Genomic DNA, 22,599 nt, shown 5'->3' on the forward strand with positions numbered 1-22,599 from the left:
CGTGAAGACGAGTTCATGGTTCAGTCCATATCCGTTCACCATGACGTCTCACAACAGCGCTATTCAGCCAGTTATCCGGGACGTTGAATATTGTAATACGAAGACACCGGGACGCATATTCCTCAGTAATGCGGTCGCATATTCCGGCAAAGAACTCACCTCAAGACACTCAATTAATGGGAAACAGTCTTCTCAATCCGGTGGTTCTGAGCAGGATCCATGAGGGCGTGGATGCATCATGCATCGACGCGTTTTCAACCTCGGATGCGGCAAAACCTGAAAGGGGCCAGCGTGGTGAGGCGTGGCGGATCTCGAAAGCGGGCCGAGGAGGCGGCGGACGCGGCAGCCGAACGACTGCTACAGGCAGGGAAGTTGCTGCGCAGGGCGCCGGCCACCGCGGACCTACGCGCGGTGTTCCGTACGGATCAGGCCACCAATGACGCTCCGTACCGCGAACGTTGGGCGCACGACAAGATGGTGCGCTCGACCCACGGCGTGAACTGCACCGGTTCCTGCTCGTGGAATGTGTATGTCAAAGACGGAATCATCGCCTGGGAAACACAGGCGACCGACTATCCCACGACCGGCCCCGACCGCCCGGAGTACGAGCCACGGGGATGTCCGCGCGGAGCCTCATTCTCCTGGTACACCTATTCACCCACACGGGTGCGTTATCCGCATGCGCGCGGCGTCCTGATCGAGATGTTCCGGGAGGAAAAGGCGCGGCTCGGAGACCCGGTCGCCGCATGGGCGGAGATCACCCAGGACCCCGGCAAGCGGCGGCGCTACCAATCGGCCCGGGGCCGGGGCGGGCTGGTGCGGATCGGCTGGGAGGAGGCGCTGGAGATCGCGGCGGCGGCTCACGTGCACACCCTCGCCGAGCACGGGCCGGACCGGATCGCGGGGTTCTCCCCGATCCCCGCCATGTCGATGGCCTCGCACGCCGTCGGTGCCCGCTTCCACGCGCTGATCGGCGCCCCGATGCTCTCCTTCTACGACTGGTACGCGGATCTGCCGGTCGCCTCGCCGCAGGTCTTCGGCGACCAGACCGACGTCCCCGAGTCCGGCGACTGGTGGGACGCGGCCTATCTGATGCTGTGGGGCTCCAACGTGCCGGTCACGCGCACGCCCGACGCGCACTGGATGACCGAGGCCCGCTACCGGGGCCAGAAGGTCGTCGTCGTCTCGCCGGACTACTCGGACGCCACCAAGTTCGCCGACGAGTGGCTGCACCCGCACCCCGGCACCGACGGCGCGGTCGCCATGGCCATGGGACATGTGATCCTCACCGAGTGCTTCGTCGAGCGCGAGGTGCCCTACTTCACCGACTACGTCAAGCGCTTCACCGATCTGCCCTTCCTGGTGGAGCTGGAGCCGTCGGCGGAGGGCGGCGGGGCCGGCCGGCTGCCGGGCCGGATGGTCACCGCCGCCGACCTGGGGCTGGAGACCGAGGCGGCGGACGCGGCACGGCGCTGGATGCCGGTGCTGGTCGACACGGAAAGCGGCGCCGCCACCGTGCCCAACGGCACGCTCGGCGACCGTTGGGCCAAGGGCGGCGAGGGCCGCTGGAACCTGGATCTGGGCGACCTGGATCCGCTGTTGAGCCTGCACGAAACGGGCGGGGAGAGCGCCGAGGTGGTGCTGCCGCGCTTCGACGAGCCGGGGAAGACCGTGCGGCGCGCGGTACCGGTACGCCGTATCGGAGGACGGGTGGTGACCACCGTCTTCGACCTGCTGCTGGCGCGGTACGGCGTACGGCGGGAGGGCCTTCAGGGGCAGTGGCCGGTCTCCTACGAGGACGCGGCGCTGCCGTGCACGCCGGCCTGGCAGGAGGCGATCACCTCGGTGCCGGCGGCGGCAGTGGTGCGCGCGGCCCGGGAGTTCGCGCACACGGCCGAGAAGACGCACGGCAGGTGCATGATCGTGATGGGGGCCGGGACCAACCACTGGTTCCACTCCGACACCATCTACCGCTCCTTCCTCTCACTGCTGCTGCTCACCGGGTGTCAGGGGGTCAACGGCGGCGGCTGGGCGCACTATGTGGGCCAGGAGAAGGTGCGCCCGTTCGCGGGCTGGCAGCAGTTGTCGACCGCGTCGGACTGGGCACGGCCCTCCCGGCAGATGGCCGGCACGCCGTACTGGTATCTGCACACCGACCAGTGGCGGTACGAGCAGGCACCCGCCGACACGCTCGCCTCACCGGCCGGACGGGGCCTGTTCGCCGGGGCGCACACCGCCGACCTGGTGGCCCGCTCCGCGCGCCAGGGGTGGATGCCCTCCTACCCCACCTTCGCGGCCAACCCGCTCGACCTGGGACGGCGGGTGCTGGAGTCCGGTGACGACCCGGGCCGCTGGGTCGAGGACGAGCAGGCCGCCGGGCGGCTCGGCTTCGCCTGCGAGGACCCGGACGCGCCCGCCAACTGGCCCCGGGTGCTGACCGTGTGGCGGGCCAACCTGATCGGCTCCTCCGCCAAGGGCAACGAGTTCTTCCTGCGCCACCTGCTCGGCGCCCAGGACAACGCCGAGGCCCAGGACGCCCCGCCCGATGCCCGGCCACGCGAGGTGGCCTGGCACGAGGAGGCTCCGCGCGGAAAGCTGGACCTGCTGCTCGCGCTGGACTTCCGGATGACGTCCACCACCTTGTACGCCGACCTGGTGCTGCCCGCCGCCACCTGGTACGAGAAGCACGACCTGTCGAGTACGGACATGCACCCGTTCGTGCACGCCTTCTCCCCCGCGATCAGCCCGCCGTGGCAGGCGCGTACCGACTTCGAGATCTTCCACGGGCTGGCGGCGAAGCTGAGCGAGCTGGCCGAGGGGCGGCTGGATACCCGGCAGGACCTGGTCGCCACAGCGCTCCAGCACGACACACCCGACGAGATGCCGCCGCGGGGGCCGACCGGGCCCCGGTACACGCTGGTGGAGCGCGACTACACGGCCGTCGCCGACCAGTTGGCCGCATTCGGTCCGCGCGCGGACGAGAGCGGCATGCAGGTGCGCGGCGTCACCGTGCACACCCGCGCCGAGAGCCGCTGGCTGTCCGCACGCTGCGGAACCGCCGCCGGCGGCGCCGCGCGGGGCCGTCCGCTGCTGGATACGGACGTCAAGCTGTGCGAGGCCATCCTGGCCCTGTCGGGGACGACCAACGGGCGTATCGCGGCGGAGGGGTTCCGGGCGCTGGCCGAGCGCTGCGGCCCTGACTCGGACCTGGAAGAGCTGGCCGCCGAGGTGGCCGGGCGGCGAGTGGTCTTCTCCGACACCCAGGCCCGGCCCGTGCAGGTGGGGGCGAGCTTCGAGTGGTCGGGCAAGGAGGGCCCCGAGCGCCGGTACGCGCCGTTCACGGTCAACACCGAGCACCGCAAGCCTTGGCACACCCTCACCGGGCGCCAGCACTTCTATCTGGACCACGAGTGGATCGCTGAGTTCGGCGAGCAGCTGCCGGTCTACCGGCCGCCGCTGGACATGGCGGCCCTGGGCCGGCCGCTCGACGGCCGGGCGCAGGACGCGGGCGCGGACGCGGACGCGGGCGAGCGGTCGGTGGCCGTGCGGTATCTGACCCCGCACTCGAAGTGGTCCATCCACTCCGAGTACCAGGAGAACCTGCTGATGCAGACCCTCGCGCGGGGCGGCCCTGTGATCTGGCTCAGCCCGCAGGACGCTCAGGCGGTGGGGGTGGCCGACAACGACTGGATCGAGGCGGTCAACGTCAACGGTGTGGTGGTGGCGCGGGCCGTCGTCTCGCACCGGATGCCCGAGGGGACCGTGTTCATGTACCACGTGCAGGAGCGCCTGGTGAACGTGCCCAAGTCCGAGGCGACGGGGCGGCGCGGCGGGGTGCACAACGCGCTGACCCGGCTGCTGATCAAGCCCACGCATCTGATCGGCGGGCACGCACAGCTCACCTTCGCGCCCAACTACTACGGCCCGACCGGCAACCAGCGCGACGCGGTGACCGTCATCCGCCGCCGCTCCCAGGAGGTGACGTACTGATGCGTGTCATGGCGCAGGTCGCGATGGTCATGAACCTCGACAAGTGCATCGGCTGCCACACCTGTTCGGTCACCTGCAAGCAGACGTGGACCAACAGGACCGGCACCGAGTACGTGTGGTTCAACAACGTGGAGACCCGGCCGGGGCAGGGCTACCCGCGCCGTCACGAGGACCAGGACAAATGGCGCGGCGGCTGGGAGCTCAAACGCGGCCGGCTGGTGCCCCGCTCCGGCGGCCGGGCACGGCGTCTGGCGCGGCTGTTCGCCAACCCCGAACTGCCCACGCTGGACGACTACTACGAGCCGTGGACCTACGACTACGCGAACCTCACCCAGGCCCCGCTGGGCGACGACCTGCCCACCGCGCCACCCCGCTCACAGATCGACGGGCGCACCATGGCCATCGCGGCGGGCCCCAACTGGGACGACGACCTGGGCGGCGGCCCCGAGCACACCGCCGGCGACCCGATGCTGGAGAAGATCGGCGACCAGGTGCGGCTGGAGTACGAGCAGGCGTTCATGTTCTACCTGCCGCGGATCTGCGAGCACTGCCTCAACCCCTCGTGCGTCGCCGTCTGTCCCTCGGGCGCGCTCTACAAGCGCATCGAGGACGGCATCGTCCTGGTGGACCAGGACCGCTGCCGGGGCTGGAGGATGTGTGTGTCGGGCTGCCCGTACAAGAAGGTCTACTTCAACCACTCCACCGGCAAGGCGGAGAAGTGCACGCTGTGCTATCCGCGTATCGAGGCGGGTGAGCCCACCGTCTGCTCGGAGACCTGCGTGGGGCGGCTGCGCTATCTGGGGGTGATCCTCTACGACGCGGACAAGGTCGGCGAGGCCGCGTCCGTCGAAGACGAGCAGGACCTGTACGAGGCGCAGTTGGGCTGCTTCCTCGACCCGCACGACCCCGAGGTGGAACGGGCGGCGGCGGACTCCGGCATCCCGCACGACTGGATCACCGCAGCGCGCCGCTCGCCGGTCCACGCGCTGATCAGCACGTACAAGGTGGCGCTGCCCCTGCATCCCGAGTACCGCACCATGCCCATGGTCTGGTACGTCCCGCCGCTCTCCCCCGTCGTCGACGCGCTGACCCGCACCGGACACGACGGGGAGGACCCGGCGAGCCTGTTCGGCGCCATCGACACCCTGCGCATCCCGCTGGCCTACCTGGCCGAACTGTTCACCGCGGGCGACCCGGAACCGGTCGAGGCGGCGCTGTGCCGGCTGGCCGCCATGCGCTCGTACATGCGCGGCATCAACCTCGGCGAGCCCCCCGATCCCGGTATCGCCCGCGGGGTCGGCATGGACGAGGCCGGCATCCAGGCGATGTACCGGCTGCTGGCCCTGGCCAAGTACGAGGAGCGCTACGTCATCCCGACCAGCTACACCGCCGAGCCGGGCAGCCCCGTGGACGTCGGATGCAGCCTGGAGGAGGCCGGCGGCCCGGGGATGTACGACGTCGAAGGGTTCCACACCACACCCCTGCGCGAACCGGCGCCCGAGCCCGCCACCGACCCCGCCGGGGTCTCGCTCAAAGGGCGGGTGAACCTCCTCGGCTGGAACGGCCGGGGACGGCCGGACGGCCTCTTCCCCCGCCAGGAGGAGAAGGGATGAGGCACCGGAGCGCCGTGCACCAGGCCGCCTCGCTGCTGCTGCGGTATCCCGGGCCCGAGTGGGCCGGGCAGCTGGCGGAGGTCACCGACGCGACGGCGGACCTGCCCGGGGAAGAGGCCGCGCTGCTGCGGAACTTCTGCGCCCGGGTGGCCACGGAGCCGCCGCTGGACTTCTCGGCCCGGTACATCACGGCCTTCGACCGGAGCAGACGGCGCACCTTGCATCTGACGTACTACACGGACGGGGACACCCGCCGTCGCGGCGAGTCCCTGCTGCGCTGGCGCACGCTCTACCTGGCACACGGCTGGCAGCCCCCGGACGACGAACTTCCCGACTTCCTGCCGCTCGCCCTGGAGTTCGCAGCGCGCTGCCCCCGGGCCGGCCGCACGGCGCTCCAGGAGCACCGCGCGGCGCTGGAACTGCTGCGGATGGCGCTGACCGAGCATCGCAGCCCCTACGCCGACGTGCTGACAGCCGTCTGCCGCACCCTGCCGGGAGCGTCACCGGCCGACCGCGCCGCCGCGCTGCGGCTGGCCCGCGGTGGCCCGCCGACCGAGACCGTCGGGCTGCTGCCCTTCCTCCCCCGCCTCCCGGAGAGCGCCCCGCCCACCGCCCCGCCCGCCGAAAGGACACCTCGGTGAACCACCTGCACACCACGCTGTGGGGCGTGCTCCCCTACCTCGTCGTGGTCCTGCTCGTCGCGGGCACCGCCTGGCGCTACCGCTACGACAGATTCGGCTTCACCACCCGCTCCAGCCAGCTGCACGAGCACCGGATGCTGCGCGTCGGCGGGCCCCTCTTCCACTACGGCCTGCTCTTCGTCATCGCGGGGCACGTGGTCGGCCTGGGGATCCCGGAGTCGCTGACCGAGCGCCTCCACTTCCACGAGTGGCTCTACCACCTCAACGCTCTCGCGGTCGGCGGCCTCGCCGGGCTGGCCACCCTGGCGGGGCTGGCGATCCTGCTGTACCGGCGGCTGAGCGTGGCCGCCGTGCGCGCCGGGACCAGCCGCAGCGACCGGGCCGTCTACCCCGTGCTGGCCGCCGTGGTGGTCTGCGGACTGGCCGCGACCGCGACCACGCTGGAGGCCCACCCCTACGACTACCGGCGGGGCGTCTCGGTGTGGTTCCGCTCCCTGTTCACGCTGGATCCGGACGTCGCCGGGATGTCGCACGCGCCGTTCGTCTACCAACTGCACGCCCTGCTGGCGATGGCGCTCTTCGCGCTGTGGCCCTTCAGCCGCCTCGTCCACGCGTTCACGGCCCCCGTGGGCTACCTGACCCGGCCCTACATCGTCTACCGCCACCGTCCAGCGCCCTCACCGGCCCCGCACCGCGCCCCCGGTGAGGGCCCCTCGCCGGCTCGGGCACGCCGGAGCCCTCAGCCATAAAAGTGGCATCATATCGAATATGGCACCGTGCCGTTCCTGGTACGGTGCCACCATGGCGACCTCGACACCGGACCGGCGGGAACGCAAGAAGGCGGCCACCCGCATGGCACTGGCCGACGCGGCCCTGCGCCTCTTCCTCGAACGCGGGTATGACAACGTCACCGTCCGCGAGATCGCGGACGCCGCCGACGTGGCCACGACCACCCTGCTCAAGTACTTCCCGAGCAAGGCGTCTCTCGTCTTCGACAAAGACTCCGGCCTGGAGGCGGCGCTCATCGCCTCCGTGACCGACCGGCCGGCCGGCGTCTCGGTCCCCGCGGCGCTCCGGGCCCACACCCGAACCCGCGTCGACGCCCTCGCCGCACAGGGCCGCGACGACTTCATGGAACTCGTGCGCACCACCCCCGCGCTGAGCGAGTACGCGCACAAGATGTGGAGGCGCCATCAGGGCGCCCTCGCCCGTGCCGTCGCGAGCGAGCTCGACGCGCCCGACGACGACCCCCGATGCGCCGCGCTGGCCCTCTTCGCCCTGGAAACGTGGGAGCTCGCCGCGCGCTCCGACGACCCGACCCGTGCCGTCGAGGCGGCCTTCGACCTCCTTGAGCACGGCTGGCACGCCGAGCGCTGACGGAACCCACCCCCCTCTCATGACGTCAAGGAGACAGCGTGGACACCGATGTGATCGTGGCCGGGGCGGGGCCCGTCGGGCTCGCGCTGGCGACTGAGCTGGCACCGGCCGGGACGCGGGTCGTCGTGGTCGAAGGGCTCGCCGAGCGCAGTGGGCAGAGCAAGGCGATGAACCTTCAGCCGCGCACCGCCGAAGTGCTCGATCTGCGCGGATTGTTGTCCCGCGCCGACGGGCTCTCGATAGGGCGGATCGACGAGGGGCACTTCGCGGGCATCCCGCTGAGCTACGAAGGGCTCGATACGCGGTACCCCTACCAGGTGGGCATCCTGCAAGGGCGCATAGAAGCCGTGCTTGAGGAGCGGCTCGCCGAACTCGGCGGCGAACTGCGCCGCGGCTGGGAGCTGTCCGGCTTCGAGCAGGACGCCGAGGGGGTCACGGTGCGCGGCCCCGAGACGCTGCGGGCGCGCTATCTGGCCGGCTGCGACGGCGGTCGCAGCACCGTACGCGAACTGCTGGGCGTCGAGTTCCCCGGCACGGAGGCCACGCGGTACACCACCATCACCGACGTCGTCCTCGGCGCGGGCACCGAGGAGCCCCCGACCGGCTGGACAACGATGGGCAGGACGAGGCGGCGGAGAGCGGACGGGTCGTTCGCGAGTGTCATCCCGATCGGCGAGCCGGGGCTGTACCGGCTGGTCTACTTCGACGGGCTCAGCGAGCGCACCGAGGTCACGGGCGAGGAGGTCGCCGCCGCGCTGCGGACCTTCTACGGCGAGGAGTACGAACTGCTGGAGGTCCGGCACGCCTCGCGCTTCAGCGACGCCTCGCGCCAGGCGGCGAGGTACCGCGCCGGCCGGGTGTTCCTCGCCGGCGACGCCGCGCACATCCATCCGCCCGCCGGCGGCCAGGGGCTCAACCTCGGGGTGCAGGACGCGCTCAACCTCGGCTGGAAGGTGGCCGCTGTCGTCTCCGGCCGGATGCCGGAGACGCTGCTCGACACGTACCACGCCGAACGGCATCCTGTCGGCGCCCGCGTCCTGGACAACACCCGCGCGCAGGGCGCCCTGAGCGCCTCCGGCCTTGAGTGCACGGCGCTGCGCAAGGTCCTCGCGGAGCTGCTCGACGTCCCGGAGGCGAACCGCGCCATCGCGGCGATGATCACCGGGCCCGACATCGACTACGGAGGCCCCGGCCCCACGGGAACGCGCCTGCCGGACTTCCGGATCGGCGCGGGATGGGCGAGCGGGCTGTTTCATTCCGGGCACGGCGTGCTGCTCGCGACCGACGAGAGGCACCTCGCCCCGGCGAAGCCGTGGGCCGATCGCGTCACGGCGCTGCTCGTCGATGAGCTGCCGTGGCCGGATGTGGAGGCCGCGCTGGTCCGGCCCGATGGTTACGTGTGCTGGACGCCGCCGGGCGAGGCTGTCTCACCGGCGTTGCGGGCATGGTTCGGCGAAGCCGGCTGAGTACGACGCCGTCGCACCAGCAGAACGCACCTGATGGCCATGCCGTCCCCCGTCGCCGTCGTGTGCGGAACAGATGTGACGACGCGTCATGGCCCGACGCCTTCCTCGGTCGCGACCGGCCGCTGCCGGATACGCGTCCATCGAAGGCCGCCGCATACGTGCTGTTCGGTGGCCCGTCCCCGGACGAGAGCGGGAGGGACCAGGGCTGGGACTACCTGACGCCGGCCTCGGGCACCCCCAACGCCTGACGCAGATTCCGCACCGCGTGGTACAGACGCGACTTCACGGTGCCCGGCGGTATGCCGAGCACGACCGACACCTCACGTGTCGACCTGCCGGTGTAGTACGTCTCGTACAGCACCTCGCGGTGTGCGGGCGACAGCGACTGGAACGCCTTCGCGAGCACCAGCCCGGAAAGCACCTGGTCGACGTCGTCGGTGTCCGCCAGCACGTCGTCCAGCCAGGCGGTGCCGTCGACCTCTTTGGGGCGCGCGTTGCGCAGGCGGTAGTCGTCGATGACGAGGTTGCGTGCCACCTTGAACAGCCACGGCCTCAGATTCTGGCCACGGCCGCCCGTCAGTTGCTGATTGCGCCAGCACCGCAGCAGCGTCTCCTGCACCACGTCTTCAGCGCGTTGCAGGTCGCCCCCGAGCAGCTGGAGCACATAACCGTGTAAGGGCCGCGCGTGCTCCTCGTAGAGCGAGCGTGTCTCACGTTCCTGGGCGCTGACCGCGCCGACCGACCCCAAGACAGTCCAACTCACAGTGGAATCCCCACGTCCTCGCCCCTTGCGAGGGCGATCTGGCTTTGGGGGCTCGCACGGCGCCCCCCTCACGTGACGGTGAGTCTTGTGAGGGGAGATCCATGTGGCGTTGACGGCCGATTGCCCCGACGCGAAACCACGCCGCGCGACCCAAAGGGGAACCAATGCCATCAGATCCCCCCAAGCCAGGTGCTTGTGTGCTTTACGAAAATTTAGATGCGCACCCGGAGGGGGAAGTTCACGGTCAATCACGCCGCATACTGTGACGCTGCTCACAGCAACTCCGATAGGGGGCCGGGCGCTTCACGTGGCGGGCCGGCGTCAATCGGATGTTGATGCTGCTGGTCAGGGCTGTCAACTCTGGTTCGAGAGAGCCTCCAGACACTGCTGCACGCGGCTGGGCAGCGACGTGTCGGCCGCTGCCGGTCCGCCGTCCGCAGCGAGCGCGGCCCAGGTGTGGAGCATCGCCCGACCAAGGGTGAGGAGCTGCTCCGGATCCTGGAGCATCTGCCAGTTGCCGGACGCGCGCTTCAAGTACCCGTACGCGCGGGGGTTGCCCTGCCGGTGGCAGACCCCCGCGAGTTCGAGGTAGATCCTCGTGGAACTCGCGTAGTTGCCGCCCAGGCGGGCGACGTACGCCTCCAGGTCGCGGGTCTCCAGGGTGTAGGGGTGTTCCTCGCCGTAGCTGCGCACGGCGTGTGCCCGCAGGCGGTAGGCGAGCACCATGGCGCGCTGCGTCTCCCCCTCGGCCGCCGCCCGGTTGATGTGCGTCACGGCCTCCTCCATTTCACCGGGGATCGTCGGCTTGGCGACGGGAGGTGCGGCGGCGGGAACGTCCGTGGCGGGAGGGGCGGTTACGGCCGGAGGGGCGGTTGCGGCCGGCCCGGGTTGCGTCGGGTGCGGGTCGGGTGCCGGAGCGGGCGCCGGGGGCTGGGGGGCAGACTCACGGGGCTCCGGCGCGACGGGGCCCGGGGCCTGCGGCGCCGGCACCACGGGCAGCTGCGTGGTGGCGTCCGGGTCGGCCGTCCGCACCGGGTCGGCGGGTGCCGTCCGCACCGCGTCAACGGGCTCCGCCTGCACCGGGGCAGCGGGCTCCGCCAGCCCCGCGTCGGCGGGTTCCGACCGCACCGGGTCGGCGGGCGTCGCGGTCTCCGCCCCGTTGACGAGCATCTGACTCGAACCGTCGGGGGCGACCCGGATGTGGGTCGCGTAGCCGTTCTCCCGTAGATCCAGGATGGTCGCGTCGATGGATCCGCCCCGGCCCTGCGCGGCCTGTTGCAGGGCGTCGAGTACCGCGACATGGACCTCTCCTCCCTCAGCCACCGGGAGGAGCTCGCCGTTGAGCGCCGCGGAGCCGTTGCTGGAGATGAGGACCTCGAAGCGGGAAGGCGGCTGCGGCACTCCGTCGTCGTCATGTTGCGCGGCCTGGTGCTGGCGCGCTGGTCTGTTGGGTGTGTGGAGCATGCGGTGCTCACTCTCCACTCTGTCAGGGTCGGGACTCTGTCGGGGTCGGGTCAGGAGGTCTCGGTGTCGGACGGGTAGTCGGAAGGCGACGGGAATTCGGAGGGGGGCAGGGCCCCGCCGATGCCCTCGAACCGGGGGAACAGCGATCTGACGCCGAGGACGTAGCTCTGCGCCGAGCTGGTCTCGGGGACGCCCTTGGCCTTCTGTACCGCGTCAAGCCCCACGTCGTAGGCCGCGAGCGCCAGGTCGAGGACACCTTGGTCTTCCGGGGCCTGCCCGCTGTCCACGATCGGCTTGACCTTCTCGGCCAGCGAGCACAGGTATTTGCCCTGCGCCATGATCGAGTCCTCGGCGTCGGTCGCCCTGGTCTCGTCGTTGTCGTCCTTGTCCTCGCCGAACTCCTTGAACTTGTCGGGCGGCAGCTGCGAGATGCCCTCCTCCCCGTTGTTGCCGCGCATGTCCTTGTTGAAGGAGGACTCGTGCTCGATCTGCGCCGCGATGACCACCGGACCGATGACGTCACAGACCCCGCCGGCGTCCTTGATGGTCTCCGCCAGGTCCTCGGGGACGGTCTCCTCGTCCAACTCGCCCTTCCCGTCGCCTTGGACCGACTCGGCGACCGCGTCGGAGTCGATGTCCTCGGACGAGTCCCCGCCGCCTCCGCCGCCGCCGAAGAACAGGATGAGAGCGATGATGGGGGCGAAGAGGACGCCCAGCCCGCCGAAGATGATCAGCACGACGCCGATGCCCGCTGCCGCGGGAGGCAGTGCCAGCGACAGGCATCCGCAGCCCATCCCCGCCATCATGGCCGCGTTCCCCCCTGACCCTTCACTCTCGCTCATGGGCGCACACCCTCACTCTCCCTCTCTCCTCACCGAACGACACCGAGTTGCCGGAGCGATGAACCACTTCCGCTGAAGTCCCGTTGTGGCTCTCCGACGGAACGCAACGCGCTTGCAGATCGGAACGGGCCAGAGGCCGAATCAGTTCAACTCGGTTCGATCCGGATCACGGAAGAGCGCGGCAGCACACCAATCCATGAGTCAGCACGAGAGGAGGCAGGACGCGCATGAGCGTCCCTCCAAGGGAGCCCGCCGGGGCGCAGATGTGGGTACGCGGGCCGACCGCGCCTCCGCCCACGGCAGCGCCGCCGGAACCGGCCACGCCGGCCGAGGCGCCGCCCGCGGCAACGCCGCCGGAGCCGGTCGCCCCGGCGGCTGCCCCGACTGCCCCGGCACCGGCCGCCGCGGCACCCTCGGCACCGGCAGCACCGGCAGCACCGGCCCCGGCCCCGGCACCGGCACCGACCGCCCCGACTGAGGTGCGGGCACCAGCCGCACCGACTGAGGTGCGGGCGCCCGTTGCTCCGGCCGCGGTGCCGCCGGAGCAGGTTGCCCCGGCCATGGCCGCGCCTGCGGCGGCGGCTCCGGCTGCCCCTGCCCAGGTGCCGCCGGAGCCGGCCGTCCTGTTCCGGTCGTCACCGGAACCGGCCGCGCCGTTCCGGTCGTCACCGGAACCGGCTGTCCCGGCCACAGCGGCGCCGAACCCGGCCGCACCGGCCGCGAGGGCCGCAGCCGTGCCGCGCCCGGCCACCCCTGCCGCGCCGTCACCGGCCAGGGCTTCGCAGTACCCGGAACTCGGACTGCCCCCGGCGGGGGGGCATGGCCCGGTCAGCTGGGTCGGTGCGCACGGTGGTGCGGGAACGACCACGCTCGCCGAGGTGGTGGGCGGCAGTGACCTGGGTCGCCAGTGGCCCGATCCGGCCCTGGGCGAGCCCGGCCAGGTGCTGTTGGTGGCACGGACCCACGGCACCGGCCTGCGGGCGGCGTCCCGGGCGCTGGACGCCCTGCGCTCGGGGCAGCACCCGGCGGGTGTGGAACTGCTGGCCGTGGTCCTCGTCGCCGACGCGCCCGGGCACCTGCCCTTCCAGCTTCTCCAGCGAGTCCGTGTGCTGCGTTCCGTCGCGGAAGTGCACCGGGTCCCCTGGGTTCCTGCGTGGCGCGGGGAAAAGCGGTCGGGCGCTGTGCCGAAGGCCGTTCGCGTACTGGTCGAGTTGGCCGGCACCCAACCCGACAAGCCTGGAAAGCGGGAGAGAAAACGATGACTGTCATGAGCCAACTACCGCAGCTCCTGGCTGACGATATCCCTCCCTACCAGCCGTCGGGGGAAGCAGCCGAGCAAGCCAACAACCTTATCAATTGGCTTGCCTGGGGTGCCTCGGCGGCCGGCGTGCTCGGCCTCATCATCGTCGGCGCCAACATGACCCTCCAGTTGCGGGCCGGAGAACCGGGCGAAGGCGCCACGCACTACCGGGGTTTCTTCATCGTGATGGTCGCATCGGTCATCGCTACATCCGCCGGACCGATCGTGGAGTGGTTCGGCCCATACACCCCCTGAATCTCTGTCGCCTGTTCCGGGACAGCATTTCGCAAAATCACTTGCCAGTTGACAACGAGTCATAGGAGTTTTCGATGAAGAGTGCCCTTCTCCACCTCTACCTGTCCGCTCCAGCCGCCGTTCCGAAGCCGCAGCGTAAAGCACCGGACGGGCTCAAGGACAAGGTTGACCTGATGCTCGGTCTGGCCGCCTGGGCCGGTACCGCGGCCGGCGTCCTGGGCATTGTGATCACCGGCGCGATGATGGGTATTTCTCTGAAGCGTGGCGAAAGCTCCGAACACATGAGCCGACTCGGCATGGTGCTGGGTGGCTGCTGCATCGTCGCCAGCGCGGGTCCCTTTGCCTCCTGGGTCTTCAAGTGACCGGGCCCGCTGACGCATCGAGGCGGAAATGAGTAGCGATGTTCGGACGCAAGAAGGACGTATACGAGGCGGACGATTCGCCTTTCTATAAGCAGCGGAGCTGGATCTTCTCAGCCGTGTTCCTGGCGACCGCACTGGTCGTCGCGACACTGTCCTACGCGACAAGTTCGGGCGGCGACACCGCTGATGCCGCACCGCAGCGAAGGACCATGAAGGGACCGCTCTCCACCCACGATTCGAAGCGTGGCGGTCTGGCGGACGACGAGCGGCCGAAGGGATGCCAGACCGAGGACGAGGACGCGAAGAACACCGAGAACACGGAGAACACGCAGAACACCCAGAACGGGCAGGACCCGGAGAACGGGGCGGACACGAGGCGGCCCACAGCCGCGCCGAAGGACGTCGCGTGGAAGAGCCTGAACGGCGCCAGCGTGCCCACCTCCCCGTCGGCCGGACCCACGCGGTACAACGGCCCGGTGTGGTGGTGCTTCGCCCGCACACCCATGGGCTCCGTCATGGCGGCCCACAGCATCCTCACGCATATGGGAACTGCCCAATGGCGCCCTGTCGCAGAACAGCAGCTCGTCAACGGGGAGGGCCGCGACACCTTCATCGCCGGGCGGTCCAAACTCGCTGCGTCGGATGTGGAGAACCAGGACCCCGGGGTCTACTCGGGATTCACCGTGGATTCATTCTCGAAGAACGCTGCCAACGTGCGGATCCTCATCAAGGGGGCAGGCGGGGGCTTGGGTTCGACGACGGTTTCCATGCGGTGGAGCGGCGGCGACTGGAAAGTGAAGCCGCGCCCGAACGGAACCCTCTTCTCCTCGTCCTCCGGCATGGGCGCGAACGGGTTCATCAGATGGGGGGCGGCCTGACATGAACTGTAGCGATTCAGGAAGTCCGCTGATTGATGCCCTGGTAGGTTTCTTCAAATTCCTGGGCGACCCGATCGGCAGCATCATCAAGGGCATCGCCGACCTCATCATGGCTGGGGCCCTTGCCGCGTTCGGTGCACTCACAGAGGGCATCCCCACCTTCGCGCCGACGGAGTCGAAGCCGGTCCAGGGCCAGTTGAACTGGCTTGTTGTCTACACCGCCGTAGGCTCGCTCATCTTCGCCTGTATCCGGATGGCAACGGAGCGAAAGGGCGACGCGGGAACGACCGCGATGAAGGGCATGGTTCGGCTCATCCTCGTCGCCGGTGGCAGCACGGCCATCATCACCGCCGCTGCCGCTGTCGGCGACGACTTCGCCAGTCATCTGTACGAGAGCGCTGTGAAAAAGCAGCTGGAGACCGTGGGTTGCGGCTCCTCGAAAGACATTCCGGCGTTCCTGTACCTGATCCTCGCGTTCCTCTTGCTCCTTGCCGCCGTCGTGCACGGGATCATGCTCTACATCCGGCTCGCCGTCATGATCGTGCTGTTCGGAACCCTGCCGCTGGCGGCTGCCGCGTCCATGAGCGATTGGGGCGGCGGATGGTGGCGCAAGCACATCGGCTGGATGATCGCCTGGCTGCTCTACAAACCCGCTGCCGCGCTCGTCATATTCGCGGGAACGACCCTGCTCACAGACGGCGACAGAGAGGGCGGCGGCGGGGGGCAGGTTGACAAGATCCACCTCAAGATCGCCGGTATTTGCGTGATGCTCCTGTCCGCCGTGGCCATGCCCGCACTGCTGAAGCTCATCGTGCCCGCCACGGCGGCGCTCGGGGGCGGGAGCGCCCAGTCCGCGGCCTTCTCGGCTGTCGGGGGCGGACTTGCCACCGGAGCGAGGGCGATAGCCGGCTCCACCGGATCGTCCGGCGGGGGCGGCAAGTCCGGGTCCGGCGGAGCATCCGGCCCATCCGGCGCCTCGGGCAGCGGAGGCCAGTCCGGAGCGGGAGGCAGGAGCGGCGCGACAGGACTCTCCAGCGACAGCTCGGGCGGCGGCTCGGGAGGCGGCTCCGGCGGAGGCTCGGGCGGCGGCTCCGGCGGCGGCTCGGGAGGCGGCTCCGGCGGCGGCGGAGGCGGCTTCGGCGGCGGAGGCGGAGGCGGCCGGGGCGGCGGAGGCCCCAGCGGTGCCACAGCAGGAAAGGGCGCCGCCGCAGGGCCGGCCGGGATCGCGGCGGAGGCCGCGATCGCCATCGCCACGGGCGCGGCGAAGACCGTGTCCGGAGCGGTGGACGACGCCGACGGGTCCAAGGGCCACAACCAGTAGCGCGAACAGCCGTGCCGCGCGGTCCCCCGCGGTCTGTACACATGGCCGCCCCTCAGCTGAGGGGCGGCCGAACAGGGAAGGAAGCCATACCCATGTCAACCCATGCCGCGTCGAGTCCCACGTATGGGAACTGGCGCCGGCCGAGGCGGCCGGGGCTGGGCCCCTTCGGCATGATCGGCACCGCCGTCATGTTCGGCGGACTCGTCGTGACGCTGCTGGCCTCACTGATCTCGGTCACCGCCGCGCTGGTCGTGCTGGGCCCCCTGGCCCTCGCACTCGTACCGCTGATGCTCCGGACTCAGGACGGGCGCAACGCCTTCCAGTTGATCGCCGTGCGCATCGGCTGGGCCCGCCGTAAGGCCAAGGGCTCGACCACCTACGTCGCGGGACCGATGTCGCAGCGGCCCGCCGGGCGGTTCCAGCCGCCCGGGCTGCTCGGCCGGATGCAGATGTCCGAGGGCAGGGACGCGTACGACCGTGACTTCGGCGTGCTGTTCCACCGCAGCCGCAACTTCTACACCATCGTGCTGGGCTGCGAACCCGACGGCGGTTCCCTGGTCGACCCGGACCAGGTGGACAACTGGGTCGCCTCGTGGGGCGGATGGCTGGCCAGGCTCTCGCACGAAACGGGGCTCCGCGGCGCCTCCGTCATCGTCGAGACGGCGCCCGACTCGGGCACCCGGCTCGCGAACGAGGTCCTGCCGCGCCTCTCCCCCGACGCTCCGCCCGCAGCTCGTGCCGTGATGGAGGAGGTCGTCGAGAAGTATCCGTCGGCCTCCTCCGAGATGCACACGTACATCACGCTCACCTACGGCCTCCCCCCGGCGCAGAAGCTCAAGGAGGAGGAGCTCATCACCGAACTCGCCACCCGCATCCCGGGACTGCTCTCCGGGCTGGTCGGCGCGGGCGGCGGAGTCGCCTACCCGCTGTCGGCCGAGCGCATCGCCGAGGTCGTACGGGTGGCCTACGACCCCGCCGTCGCGGGTGAGGTCCTCAACGCCCGTGCGCAGTACGGCGGCACGGGGCTGGAGTGGGGCGATGCCGGTCCGGCCGCCTGCGTGGAGGATGTCACCTCCTACCAGCACGATTCCGGGGTCTCGCGGACCTGGATGCTCACCCTCGCGCCCCGCGGCACCGTACGGGCCAACGTGCTGCGCGGCCTGCTGGAGGCTTCGCCCGGCACCCGTCGTAAGCGCGTGGCACTGCTCTACCGGCCCATCGACCCCGCGACCTCGGCCCGCATCGTGGAGGCCGACCGGCGGGCGGCCCAGTTCATGGCCACCTCCGGACGCGGCATGGTCCAGGCACGGGCCGCCTCCGAGATGCGCGCGACCGAGCAGACGGCACAGGAGGAGGCGACCGGTGCCGGACTGGTGGAGTTCTCGCTGATGCTCACCGCCACCGTCGACGCCGACGACGAACTGGCCGATGTCAGCGCGGCCATGCGCAACCTCCAGGGAGCGGCACGGCTGTCGATGCGCCCGGCCGACCGGATGCAGGCGGCGGCCTTCAGCTGCACCCTCCCCGTCGGAATTCTCCCGTGGGAGCTCACACTGATCCCGCGCGATCTCCGGGAGGCGCTGTGAGTGCGCGCGCCGGCAAGAGCCGGCAGGAGACGAGCAAGGGCCGCTCGGGGCAGGCGAAAGCGCCGCGCAGGGAGCGGATGGCCCCCTCGCGCGGCTGGCCGGGGCCCGGCGGCGGCCAGGTCGGCGGCATGGACCCGCCCACGATGTGGCGCGCGACCACCGTGCAGGCGTGCGGACTGTGGCCCTTCGCCGCGGGCTCGGGCGCGCCCATGTCCGGCGTCCCGCTGGGACAGCACCTGCACACCGGCGCCACGGTGTGCGGCGACCCGCTCTCGTGGTTCACCCGGGCGCGCTACATCTCCAACCCGTCGCTGTTCATGCTCGGCATGCCCGGCCTCGGCAAGTCCACCCTGATCAACCGCATGCTCATCGGCCTGTCGGCGACGGGCGTGGTGCCGCTGGTCCTCGGCGACCTCAAGCCCGACTACGCGGACACCGTGCGCGCCCTGGGCGGTCAGGTGATCTCCCTCGGGCGTGGCATGGGCGGCATCAACCTGCTGGACCCGGGCGCCATGGGCGAGGTCGCGGCCAAGATCGGCGGATCAGCGGGCCAGGCGCTGCTGTCCGAGGCGCACGGACGTGTGCTGAACATGGTCGCGGCACTGATCACCATCGTCCGCAACCGCCCCATGGAGGACCACGAGCAGGCGGTGTTGTCGGCCGTGCTGCACCACCTGCGCGAGCGGACACCGCAGGGCCGGACCGTAGTGCTGCCCGATGTGCTGAGGGTGCTCGACGAAGGGCCGGACCGGGTCCGGGCCGTGACCCTGGACCGTGGTGACGACTCCCGGTACCGCGACGCCGTCGACCCGCTGCACCGCTCGCTGCTCGGCATTCTGGACGGGCCGCTGGGCGACACCTTCGCCTCCGAGACCTCGACCCGGGTCAACCTCAACTCACCCGCGGTGTGCATCGACATCTCCCGGATCGGGGAGGCGGACACCCAGCTCACCGCGGCGGCGATGCTGGCGGCGTGGTCCGACGGGCTCGGCGCGGTGGCGGCGTCCCACGCGCTGGCCGACGCGGGCCTCGCACCGCGGCGCTGGTTCTTCACCGTGCTCGACGAGCTGTGGCGGCCGTTGCGTGCCGCCACGGGCATCGTCGACCGTATCGACGCGCTCACCCGCCTCAACCGTACGCTCGGCCTGGGCGATGCCAAGATCACGCACACCCTCAAGGACGCGGAGTCGCTGGGCTCCGAATCCGACAAGGCCAAGGCGCGCGGCTTCGTCGAACGCGCGGGCATGGTCGTCTGCGCCGGCCTGCCCCGGGCCGAGATGGAGGAGCTGGGCAAGATCGTCGGCCTGTCCCAGCGGGAGATCGAACTGGTCTCCACCTGGTCCTCGCCGCCGGGCTGGGGCATGACCGGGGACCATGAGGAACCGCCCGGCCGAGGCCGTTTCCTCGTCAAGGTGGGCGGCCGGCCCGGCATCCCGATCAGGGTCGCCATCACCGACACCGAGCGCCATCTGCACGACACCAACACCCGCTGGGTGCAAAACCAGCATCCCGGTACGCAGGCGACCGAGCAGATCCCCGGGGGCGATGCCGCGCCGGGGCAGGACTGGAGGATCGCATGAGAGCAGGCGGGGGAGGTATGGACCCGCGCGATATGGCCCCATGGGCGATCGTGGCGGTCACGGTGCTGGCCCTGTTGACATCCGGGGGCGTGTGGTTCGGCGGGACGCTGGGGGCCGCGCTGAGCGGCGCGGGCTGGCAGTCCCCGTCGTTCTCCATCATGCTGCTCGCGACACTGGTCATGGACGGCTCCAGGGAGCTGTGGCCGGACGCGTCGCCCGTCGCGGTGTACACCGGCATCGTCGTGGTCTTCGGGGCGGCCACGGCCGCGGTCGTCATTCCCATCTGGAAGATCGTGAGCAGGTCCACCTCGAAGACCAAGGGCCTGGCCGGGCGGCGGGAGATGGCCGCGATGTGCCCCGAGGGCATCGCGGAACGCGCCCGGGACCTGCGCCCCTCCATCAAGAACGAGCCCCATCTGCATCCGGACGACACCGGCAATCTGCTCGGCGACCTGGAGCCGAACGGTCCCGAACTGCGCTCCTCCTTCGAGGACGTGGAGCTCGACCTGATGGCTCCCCGTGCGGGCAAGTCCACCGGTATCGCCGTCCCACGGGTGCTGCGGGCCCGCGGGGCTGTGCTGCTGACCTCCAACAAGTCCGACGTCTACACCGTCACCCGGGCCGAACGCACCCGTACCGGCACCGTGTGGACGTTCGACCCGCAGGGCATCGCCCACACTCCCCGGGGGATGTGGTGGGACATGCTGGCCGACTGCCAGACCATCGAGGGTGCCCGCCGTCTGGGCGGGCACTTCGTCGCCTCCGTCAACGACGACGCGTCGAAGAAGGACTTCTGGATCTCCGCGGCCCAGAACACGCTCACCGCGCTGTTCCTGGCCGCGGCGCGCGGCAAGGCATCCGTCATCGACCTGCTCGGCTGGCTCGCCGACCCCGCCGACCGCACCCCGGTCGACCTGTTGCGGGACGCCGACATGCCCGCCATGGCCGACCAGCTCCAGGGCACCGTGCGCGGCGCTGTCGAGACCCGTGACGGCATCTACGAGACGGCCCGGCAGTGCGTGGCCTGCCTGCTCGACCCGGAGATCGCCGCCTGGGTCACGCCCGACCCCACGCTCCCCGAGTTCCGCCCGCACGAGCACGCGATCAGCCGCGACACCCTCTACCTGCTCTCCAAGGACGGCGGAGGCTCCGCCGCCGGCGTCATCGCCGGTCTCGCCGATGCCACCTTGCGGGCCGGGGTGATCGCCGCCGAGCGGATGGGCGGCCGGCTCGATCCGCCGATGACCGCGGTGCTGGACGAGGCCGCCAACGTCTGCCGGATCTCCGACCTTCCCGACCTCTACAGCCACCTCGGCTCCCGCGGCATCAACGTCGTGACGCTGCTGCAGAGCTACCGTCAGGGCGCCCGGGTGTGGGGCGAGGCCGGTATGGACGCGCTGTGGAGCGCCGCCACCGTCAAGCTCCTCGGTGCCGGCCTCGACGACGCCGATTTCGTGGACAAGGTCTCCAAACTCGTCGGCCAGCACGACGTGAAGACGGACTCCTACTCCAAGAGCAGGGACGGCGGCTCCCGTTCGGTCTCCTACCGCCTGGACCCGATCCTGCCGCCGGACAAGATCCGTGCCCTTCCCAAGGGCACCGCTCTCCTGCTCGCCACCGGCGTCCGCCCCGCGCTGATCCGGCTGCGCCCCTGGTACAAGGAGCCGGGCGCGGGCGCGATTTCCGCGGCGGCCAAGGCCGAGGTGGAGGCGATCACCGAGCGGGCGTCCCAGGCGTGGCGGAGGAAGAACGGGCTCGACCTGAACATCGAGAACACCGGGCTCCCCGGGTACAGCGCCATCCCCGGGCTCCCCGACGGCGCTCTCGCGTGGCACAAGGAAGCGGCCCCCGGCACTACGGGCGCCTGACCTGCCCGGGTGGCCCGGCTGAGCCAAGCCGGGCCACCCACGGGCATCTCCGGGCCACCCACCGGCCCCCGCACCGGCACCGGTCAGGGCCTGCGGCCCCGGGTCACCGTGTGCAGGATCCGTTCGACCGGTCCGTACCGCACGCGGCCCATCAGCCGGCTGCTGAACATCAGTTGAGCCGCGTAGAGGACGCAGCACCCGGCCAGCACGGTCGCCGTGCCGGCCCGGCCGTACAGCGCGAGGCCGTAGCCGGTGAAGACCAGCGCCATGACCAGCGACTGCGTCAGATAGTTGGTGAGCGCCATCCGGCCGGCCGGGGCCAGCAGGTTCCCGATGCCCCGGCCATGGCGCGTGCTCAGCAACAGCAACAGCCCGCAGGCGTACGCGGCGGTCAGCGCCGGGGCGGTGAGCACCTCGACGGCCATGCCGACATCGCTCCAGCGCGGCTCCAGCGGCCCCTTGCCGCACATCGCCGAGAACACGCTCCCGGCCAGGCCGACCGGCAGTCCGTATCCGATCAGCCGCAGCAGCTGCGGGCGATACCGGTGGGATTCGGCAAGCACCCCGCGCCTGCCCGCGGCCAGGCCCACCAGGAAGGCCGCCAGAAGGTGGGGCGCGTAGAGAAGATCTCCGCCGAGCAGTTCGCGCCACTGCCGCAGATTGGCGTGGAGGACGGACACCGGATCACCCCGGTAGGCCGCCACGCTCTCCTCCGGGCCTGCGACGCCGGCCGGTCCGGAGGCAGCGAGGGCGAGGAGACCCTGGCCGAGCAACAGGACGCTGAGAGCGACAACAAGCCAGATCGCGGCCCGTACCACCGTGCGCGGCGCGGCGTTGCGTGCGGCGAACAGGACGAGGCCCAGCACCGCGTACGTCATGAGGATGTCGCCCGGGAACAACACCACGGCATGCGCGATGCCGAGGAGGAACAGGCAGAGCAGCCGCCGCAGATGCCGCGAGGCGAACCCGGCCCCGTCCCGTTCGGCCGCGCGCGCCTGGAGGGTGAAGCTGTACCCGAAGAGGAAGGAGAACAGCAGGTAGAACTTCCCGCTGACCAGCGCGGTGACGAGCCAGGCGGCCACCTGGTCGGCCGCTGAGGCGGAAGGCCCCTCGCCGGCGCTGTACGGACCGGCCATGACCTCGACGTTGACCAGCAGGATGCCCAGCAGCGCGAAGCCACGCAGGGCATCGACGTCCCGGATGCGCCGCGACGTCGCGGGGGCCGCTGGTGTCGTTGTCTCGGTTGCGGACAATGCCCTCGTCGCCTTTCCACGGTGCTGCGCGGCATGCGCT

19 protein-coding genes are annotated in these 22,599 nt (G+C 70.7%); 15 read left to right on the forward strand and 4 right to left on the reverse strand.

What is annotated here, in order from left to right; genetic code table 11:
* Window positions 1-264 precede the first annotated feature (264 nt).
* Genes OHB04_RS07735 through OHB04_RS07760 form a run of 6 tightly spaced genes read left to right on the forward strand, consistent with a single transcriptional unit; the run spans window position 265 to window position 9,087 of the window.
* Window positions 265-3,990, forward strand: a complete 3,726-nt coding sequence (locus OHB04_RS07735) for a nitrate reductase subunit alpha (RefSeq protein WP_405806287.1) — start codon at window positions 265-267, stop codon at window positions 3,988-3,990.
* A complete protein-coding gene (narH, locus tag OHB04_RS07740) occupies window positions 3,990-5,603 on the forward strand; it encodes a nitrate reductase subunit beta (protein ID WP_326686960.1) in 1,614 nt (537 codons plus the stop codon). The genes OHB04_RS07735 and narH overlap by 1 nt, the downstream gene beginning before the upstream one ends.
* Window positions 5,600-6,244, forward strand: coding sequence for a nitrate reductase molybdenum cofactor assembly chaperone (gene narJ / locus OHB04_RS07745; protein ID WP_326686961.1), 645 nt, complete (start codon window positions 5,600-5,602; stop codon window positions 6,242-6,244). Before narH ends, narJ begins: the two co-directional genes overlap by 4 nt.
* Window positions 6,241-6,993, forward strand: coding sequence for a respiratory nitrate reductase subunit gamma (gene narI, locus OHB04_RS07750; RefSeq protein ID WP_326686962.1), 753 nt, complete (start codon window positions 6,241-6,243; stop codon window positions 6,991-6,993). The genes narJ and narI overlap by 4 nt, the downstream gene beginning before the upstream one ends.
* A 52-nt stretch (window positions 6,994-7,045) precedes the next feature.
* On the forward strand, window positions 7,046-7,621 hold the full coding sequence (locus tag OHB04_RS07755) for a TetR/AcrR family transcriptional regulator (protein ID WP_326686963.1): 576 nt from the start codon (window positions 7,046-7,048) through the stop codon (window positions 7,619-7,621).
* A 38-nt stretch (window positions 7,622-7,659) separates the two neighbouring features.
* Complete coding sequence (locus tag OHB04_RS07760; protein WP_326686964.1) at window positions 7,660-9,087, forward strand: FAD-dependent monooxygenase; 1,428 nt, start codon at window positions 7,660-7,662, stop codon at window positions 9,085-9,087.
* Between the two features lie 211 nt (window positions 9,088-9,298).
* Here the strand turns inward: OHB04_RS07760 and OHB04_RS07765 are convergent, their stop codons facing one another.
* The 3 genes from OHB04_RS07765 to OHB04_RS07775 all read right to left on the reverse strand — a co-directional run bounded on the left by OHB04_RS07765 (window position 9,299) and on the right by OHB04_RS07775 (window position 12,156).
* The gene (locus tag OHB04_RS07765; RefSeq protein WP_326686965.1) at window positions 9,299-9,850 is read right to left on the reverse strand and encodes a sigma-70 family RNA polymerase sigma factor; all 552 of its coding nucleotides are present in this window, start codon (window positions 9,848-9,850) and stop codon (window positions 9,299-9,301) included.
* Window positions 9,851-10,204: 354 nt separating this feature from the next.
* A complete protein-coding gene (locus tag OHB04_RS07770) occupies window positions 10,205-11,314 on the reverse strand; it encodes a hypothetical protein (RefSeq protein WP_326686966.1) in 1,110 nt (369 codons plus the stop codon).
* 50 nt (window positions 11,315-11,364) lie between these two features.
* Entirely contained in the window at window positions 11,365-12,156 is a 792-nt protein-coding gene (locus tag OHB04_RS07775; RefSeq protein ID WP_326686967.1) for a lytic transglycosylase domain-containing protein, read from the reverse strand.
* Between the two features lie 196 nt (window positions 12,157-12,352).
* Between OHB04_RS07775 and OHB04_RS07780 the strand changes: the two genes are divergently transcribed.
* The 9 genes from OHB04_RS07780 to OHB04_RS07820 all read left to right on the forward strand — a co-directional run bounded on the left by OHB04_RS07780 (window position 12,353) and on the right by OHB04_RS07820 (window position 21,306).
* Window positions 12,353-12,634 carry a hypothetical protein gene (locus OHB04_RS07780; protein ID WP_326807112.1) on the forward strand — a complete coding sequence of 94 codons (282 nt, stop codon included), beginning with the start codon at window positions 12,353-12,355 and terminating at the stop codon, window positions 12,632-12,634.
* Window positions 12,635-12,716: 82 nt separating this feature from the next.
* Window positions 12,717-13,418 carry a DUF6668 family protein gene (locus tag OHB04_RS07785; RefSeq protein ID WP_326807113.1) on the forward strand — a complete coding sequence of 234 codons (702 nt, stop codon included), beginning with the start codon at window positions 12,717-12,719 and terminating at the stop codon, window positions 13,416-13,418.
* A gap of 5 nt (window positions 13,419-13,423) precedes the next feature.
* Window positions 13,424-13,711 (forward strand): hypothetical protein, encoded by a 288-nt coding sequence (locus OHB04_RS07790; RefSeq protein WP_326686970.1) that lies wholly within the window; start codon window positions 13,424-13,426, stop codon window positions 13,709-13,711.
* 74 nt (window positions 13,712-13,785) lie between these two features.
* Window positions 13,786-14,073 (forward strand): hypothetical protein, encoded by a 288-nt coding sequence (locus OHB04_RS07795; RefSeq protein WP_326686971.1) that lies wholly within the window; start codon window positions 13,786-13,788, stop codon window positions 14,071-14,073.
* 38 nt (window positions 14,074-14,111) lie between these two features.
* Entirely contained in the window at window positions 14,112-14,951 is an 840-nt protein-coding gene (locus tag OHB04_RS07800; RefSeq protein WP_326807114.1) for a hypothetical protein, read from the forward strand.
* Between the two features lies 1 nt (window position 14,952).
* Window positions 14,953-16,272 (forward strand): hypothetical protein, encoded by a 1,320-nt coding sequence (locus tag OHB04_RS07805; RefSeq protein ID WP_326807115.1) that lies wholly within the window; start codon window positions 14,953-14,955, stop codon window positions 16,270-16,272.
* 92 nt (window positions 16,273-16,364) lie between these two features.
* On the forward strand, window positions 16,365-17,858 hold the full coding sequence (locus OHB04_RS07810) for an SCO6880 family protein (RefSeq protein ID WP_326686974.1): 1,494 nt from the start codon (window positions 16,365-16,367) through the stop codon (window positions 17,856-17,858).
* 77 nt (window positions 17,859-17,935) lie between these two features.
* A complete protein-coding gene (locus OHB04_RS07815) occupies window positions 17,936-19,438 on the forward strand; it encodes an ATP/GTP-binding protein (RefSeq protein ID WP_326692631.1) in 1,503 nt (500 codons plus the stop codon).
* Window positions 19,439-19,455: 17 nt separating this feature from the next.
* Window positions 19,456-21,306 (forward strand): type IV secretory system conjugative DNA transfer family protein, encoded by a 1,851-nt coding sequence (locus OHB04_RS07820; protein WP_405806279.1) that lies wholly within the window; start codon window positions 19,456-19,458, stop codon window positions 21,304-21,306.
* Between the two features lie 83 nt (window positions 21,307-21,389).
* On the opposite strand, the gene OHB04_RS07825 is transcribed toward OHB04_RS07820, so the two are convergent.
* Window positions 21,390-22,559 carry a DUF418 domain-containing protein gene (locus tag OHB04_RS07825; RefSeq protein ID WP_326807116.1) on the reverse strand — a complete coding sequence of 390 codons (1,170 nt, stop codon included), beginning with the start codon at window positions 22,557-22,559 and terminating at the stop codon, window positions 21,390-21,392.
* Between the last annotated feature and the right edge of the window lie 40 nt (window positions 22,560-22,599).

Source organism: Streptomyces sp. NBC_01775 (genome assembly GCF_035917675.1).
Lineage (GTDB): Bacteria > Actinomycetota > Actinomycetes > Streptomycetales > Streptomycetaceae > Streptomyces.